Annotated in this window: 6 protein-coding genes and 1 pseudogene; 3 read left to right on the top strand and 4 right to left on the bottom strand. The window is 64.9% G+C overall.

What is annotated here, in order from left to right:
* The 3 genes and pseudogenes from WBF82_RS23220 to WBF82_RS23210 form a co-directional block, all read right to left on the bottom strand.
* Window positions 1–419, bottom strand: a pseudogene (locus WBF82_RS23220) (hypothetical protein); the annotation flags it as partial.
* Window positions 376–786 carry a helix-turn-helix domain-containing protein gene (locus WBF82_RS23215; protein ID WP_424385279.1) on the bottom strand — a complete coding sequence of 137 codons (411 nt, stop codon included), beginning with the start codon at window positions 784–786 and terminating at the stop codon, window positions 376–378. The pseudogene WBF82_RS23220 and the gene WBF82_RS23215, both read right to left, overlap by 44 nt.
* A gap of 60 nt (window positions 787–846) precedes the next feature.
* Complete coding sequence (locus WBF82_RS23210; protein WP_424385278.1) at window positions 847–1,197, bottom strand: VOC family protein; 351 nt, start codon at window positions 1,195–1,197, stop codon at window positions 847–849.
* A 116-nt stretch (window positions 1,198–1,313) separates the two neighbouring features.
* On the opposite strand from WBF82_RS23210, the gene WBF82_RS23205 reads away from it, so the two are divergent.
* Entirely contained in the window at window positions 1,314–1,712 is a 399-nt protein-coding gene (locus WBF82_RS23205) for a nuclear transport factor 2 family protein (protein WP_424385277.1), read from the top strand.
* 15 nt (window positions 1,713–1,727) lie between these two features.
* Here WBF82_RS23205 and WBF82_RS23200 read toward each other — a convergent pair whose 3' ends face one another.
* Entirely contained in the window at window positions 1,728–2,981 is a 1,254-nt protein-coding gene (locus WBF82_RS23200; protein WP_424385276.1) for a M18 family aminopeptidase, read from the bottom strand.
* A gap of 60 nt (window positions 2,982–3,041) precedes the next feature.
* Here WBF82_RS23200 and WBF82_RS23195 point away from each other — a divergent pair, with 60 nt between their 5' ends.
* Both WBF82_RS23195 and WBF82_RS23190 read left to right on the top strand, forming a co-directional pair.
* Complete coding sequence (locus WBF82_RS23195) at window positions 3,042–4,064, top strand: Dyp-type peroxidase (RefSeq protein WP_424385275.1); 1,023 nt, start codon at window positions 3,042–3,044, stop codon at window positions 4,062–4,064.
* Window positions 4,057–4,854, top strand: coding sequence for a family 1 encapsulin nanocompartment shell protein (locus WBF82_RS23190; RefSeq protein ID WP_424385274.1), 798 nt, complete (start codon window positions 4,057–4,059; stop codon window positions 4,852–4,854). The genes WBF82_RS23195 and WBF82_RS23190 overlap by 8 nt, the downstream gene beginning before the upstream one ends.
* Window positions 4,855–5,029: the final 175 nt, after the last annotated feature.

Below are 5,029 nucleotides of genomic sequence, written 5' to 3'. Positions count from 1 at the left end.
CCGCCACGGTCGTCGGGATGGCGGGCCGGGTGCTGGTGGGCCGGGTGTAGTTCGGCGGCTTCGACGTTCAGCGATACCCACCAGTGCCCGGCGTGACGGGTAATGGTGGCGAAACAGACCTTGGCCCGGCCCTTGCCGAGCATGCGCCGCAGCCGCCGGGTGTCGTCATGTACCTCGATCTGGCCAATTCCAGGAAGCGTGATCGAGCGGGGACGATTGTTGTCGCCGACGCGGATCGCTGGTGGCTTGCCCTTGGGGTGTTTGTTGCGCAGGCGGAATGAGGGCGTCGCATCCGTTTTCTTCTTGAAGTGGGGAAAGCCCACTTTCTTTCCCTTGCGCTTGCCGAGTCGAGAGTCCGTCCAGGATTTGAGCCCCTTACCCAGATCGACTGCGGCTTCCTCGAATACCTGCTGGCACACCTCGGTTTCGCCACGCCAAGCCGGTCACGACGGCCTCGGCCACGCCATCGGTGCTGACGGCGAACACACGGCCGGCGTCCTCTGTCTTCTTCCAGTCGTTAAACACATTGATCAGATCGAACCCGGTCCAGGGCACTGGCGTGTCAGGGTCGGTCTTGCGTTCGGTGAGCGCGGTTTTCACCATTCGCAGGCACTGGTTGAACGCGAACCTCGACGCCCCGGCATGGCGCGCGAATAGATCATGCTGCTCGACGGTGGGATCGAGGCAGAACTTGAAGGTGGTGTGCCGACTCATCTCACCGGTGAGCATTCCACCACCCACCGACAACCGTCGCCCGACATTTGTGCCGAACCAGATTTTCGACACTCTTTAAGTCAGTGGTCGTGCGCGCACCAAAAACACACGGGCAAGCTAGTCCGTCGGACGCTACTGCCCGCCGGCGATGTCGAACGCGTTGCCCTCGGGGTCGGTCAACACCACCCAGCGGAAGTTGTCGCCGATGCTGTGCCGGCCCACCTCGGTTGCGCCGGCGGCAACAAGTCGGGACACCTCCGCGTCGACATCATCCGCGCCGAAATCGACATGCACCCGGTTTTTGCCCGGCGTGGGAGCGGCCACCTTTTGAAAGCCCAGCCGTGGTCCTTCGGGGCGGGTGACCGCGAAGAACTCGCCAGGCAGCAGTTCCTGCACTTCGCCGTCGAACTGCTCGGCCCACCAGTCGGCGAGCTGGGCGGGGTCGCTGCTGTCAAACGTGACCATCTCTACTTTGAGCGCCATACCTTCGACTGTATTACTCGCGGCGATGACCTCCGAGGTAATTGCGGAGCAGCACGCAGCCGAGACACTCTGGCGGTAACGCGCTCATCCGGAGCGTCAGAGCCACTGGAGGAATCATGACCGACGTTCAATCCGCTTCTCCTGCAACCGTCTTCAGCGCCGAGATGTTTGCGGCGTTCTGGGCGGCGCCCGATATGTCCCGCGGAATGGACATCCTGGCCGACGACATCGTCGGCTACTGGCCCGGCAACCCCGAGCCGGTGCGCGGCGTCAAGGCGTACACGGCAAAGATCGCCGAGCTGCTTACCGCCGCCCCAGACCTGCACCTTGACGTCGTCGACAGCGCGACTGTTCCGGGTGCCACCGAGGGCGAGCAGCTGGTGTTCCTGCACTACACCGGCCGCGGAACGGGTCCGGACGGGCCATTCGAGATCCGCGGGATCGATCGCGTCCGCACCCGCAACGGCATCGTGGTGGAGAACGTGATTCGCTACGAGCCGCTGTTCGTCAAGTAGCGCCTTAGCAGCCGGTCAGCCGGGCGACAAGAAGGCCCGCAGAGCGGCCGCGTACGCGACGACGTCGCCCGCGCCCATCAATTCCCGTGCCGAATGCATGGCCAGCTGAGCAGCGCCGACGTCGACCGTCGGAATACCGGTCCGCGCCGACGTCATCGGACCGATCGTCGAGCCACAGGGAAGATCGGCCCGGTGCTCGTAGCGTTGCAGCGGCACCCCGGCCTCCTGGCAGGCCAGCGCGAACGCGGCGGCGGTGCGACCGTCGGTGGCGTAGCGCAGATTCGGGTGCACCTTGACCACCGGACCGCCGTTGATCGCGATCAGGTGCCCGGGTTCGTGCCGCTCCGGGTAATTGGGATGGGTGGCGTGCGCCATATCCGCCGAGGCGACCATCGATCCCGAAAGTCGTCGCAGAAAGTCCTCCCGTCCGCCGCCACCGGCCAGCACGATCCGTTCCAGCGCGGTGAGCAGCAGCTCGGAGTCCGCGCCGTGATCGGAGGTCGAGCCCACCTCCTCGTGGTCGAATAGCGCGAGCACGGGAAGGTGTTCGCCCACGCCGGCGTCCAGGAACGCCGCCAGCCCCGCATAGCAGGACGCCTGGTTGTCCAGCCGCGGCGCGCTCACGAACTGCTCACCCAGCCCGGACAGCGTCGACGGGGTCAAGTCGTGGGTCATCAGATCGGCGCCGAGCACGTCATCGGGATCGACGCCGGCCTGCGCGGCGACGTAGCCGATAAACGACGGGGTTCGATCGTCGGCGCCCCACACCGCGTTGACGTGGCGCTGCGGATCGAGCGTGAGCGACTTGCGGTCCTCCGCAAGGTGGATCGCCAACTGCGGCACGCGCAGAATCGGTGCATCGATCCGCACCAGCCGGTGGGCGATCCCACCGGCGTCACGGATCGAAAGTCGCCCGCTGATGCCCAGGTCGCGGTCCAGCCAGGAGTTCAGCCAGACGCCGCCATACGGCTCCAGCGCCACGACCCGCCAGCCCGCGACCTCGCGGTCGGGGTGTTGCTTGACCCGCAGGTTCGGGCTGTCGGTATGTCCGCCGATGATCCGAAACCGGCGAGCGCCGGTCGTGCTGTCCCAGGCGACCACCGACCCGGCCCGTACGGTGAAGAACTTGCCCGCCGAGGGCCATTCGTCTGCTTCGGCCAGCTCGGTGTAGCCGGCAGCGCGCAGCCTGGATGCCACCGTGGCACAGACATGGAACGGCGACGGGGACTCGTCGATGAATTCGCACAAGCCGCGCGCCGTAGCCGCCATGTCCCACATCTTTTCATCACGCTCGTTGCGGCGACCCGCGGGCACGTTAGGGTCGGACTCGTGCCCTCAGTGCAGCCGCAACCGGTTCTCGCACCTCTGACCCCGGCTGCGATCTTCCTGGTGGTCACCATCGATGAGGGCGGCGAAGCAGCGGTGCACGATGCACTGCCGGAGCTGCCCGGCCTGGTACGGGCAATCGGCTTCCGCGATCCCACCAAACATTTATCGGTGATCACCTCGATCGGCTCCGCGGCCTGGGACCGGTTGTTCACCGGTCCGCGGCCTGCCGAGCTGCACCCGTTCGTCGAGTTACACGGCCCGCGGCATGCCGCCCCGGCCACTGCGGGCGATCTGTTGTTCCACATTCGGGCCGAATCCATGGACGTCTGCTTCGAACTGGCCAATCGCATTCTCAAGACGATGGCCGGTGCAGTGACCGTCGTTGACGAGGTGCACGGCTTCCGGTTTTTCGACAACCGCGACCTGCTGGGTTTCGTCGACGGGACCGAAAACCCGGACGGCGCGTTGGCGGTGTCGGCTACCACGATCGGCGACGAGGACCCGGATTTCGCCGGATCCTGCTATGTGCACGTGCAGAAATACGTGCACGACATGGCTGCGTGGGATTCGCTGCCGGCTACAGAGCAGGAGCTGGTGATCGGCCGGACCAAGTTGGACGACATCGAGCTCGACGACGACGATAAGCCGGCCAACGCGCACATCGCGCTCAACGTCATCACCGATGACGACGGCACCGAGCTGAAGATCGTGCGGCACAACATGCCGTTCGGCGAGCTCGGCAAGGGCGAATTCGGCACCTACTTCATTGGGTATTCGCGCACACCTGAGGTCACCGAACAGATGCTGCGCAACATGTTTCTCGGCGATCCGCCCGGCAACACCGACCGGATCCTGGACTTCTCCACCGCGATCACGGGAGGCCTGTTCTTCTCCCCCACCGTCGACTTCCTCGACGATCCACCGCCGCTGCCGAGCTCACCGGCAACAGCAGCAGCGGTGGTCACCGTGCCACCGAACGGCTCGTTAGCGATCGGCAGTTTGAAAGGAACCGGCAATGAATAACCTCTACCGCGATCTTGCGCCGATCACCGAAGAGGCCTGGAACGAAATTGAGTTGGAAGCAACACGAACGTTCAAGCGGCACATCGCCGGACGCCGAGTCGTCGACGTCAGCGAGCCGGGCGGTCCGACCGCAGCGGCGATCAGCACCGGTCGGCTGCTGGACGTGAAGGCGCCCACCGACGGTGTCATCGCGCAGCTGCGCGCCAGCAAACCGCTTGTGCGGCTTCGGGTTCCATTTACGCTGTCCCGCGGCGAGATCGACGACGTGGAGCGCGGCTCGCAGGACTCCGACTGGGATCCGGTCAAGGCCGCCGCCAAGAAGCTGGCGTTCGTCGAAGACCGGGCCATCTTCGAGGGCTATAAAGCCGCGTCGATCGACGGTATCCGCAGTGCGAGCTCGAACCCGCCGCTGAAACTGCCCAAGGAAGTACGCGGCTTCCCCGACGTCATCTCACAGGCGTTGTCCGAGCTGCGACTGGCCGGTGTCGACGGGCCCTACTCGGTGCTGCTGTCTGCCGACGCCTACACGAAAGTCAGCGAGACCACCGAACACGGCTATCCGATCCGCGAACACATTCGCCGACTGATCGACGGCGAGATCATCTGGGCGCCGGCCATCGACGGCGCATTCGTGTTGACCACCCGCGGCGGCGACTTCGACTTGCAGCTGGGCACCGACGTGTCGATCGGCTACCTGTCCCACGACGCCGACACCGTGCAGCTGTACCTGCAGGAGACGCTGACTTTCCTGTGCTACACCGCCGAGGCGTCGGTTTGCCTCAGCTCCTGAGGCTTGCCCTGTTGTCGAAATTGCGCTGAGGGTTGTGATTTCGCGCAATCCACGACCCGCAATCTGGATGAAGCGGGCATCCGTGGATTAGTCGGTCGGCAAAGTACTACCCCTCCGCAAGCCCTTGTGCCGTAGTTGTGTCGGGAGCATACTGGGATGCATGACCCAAAAAGTC

The sequence above is a fragment of the Mycobacterium sp. genome (assembly GCF_049673265.1).
Lineage (GTDB): Bacteria > Actinomycetota > Actinomycetes > Mycobacteriales > Mycobacteriaceae > Mycobacterium.
Note: the sequence above shows the minus strand (reverse complement) of the source record. Positions and strands in the feature narration are given on the sequence as shown.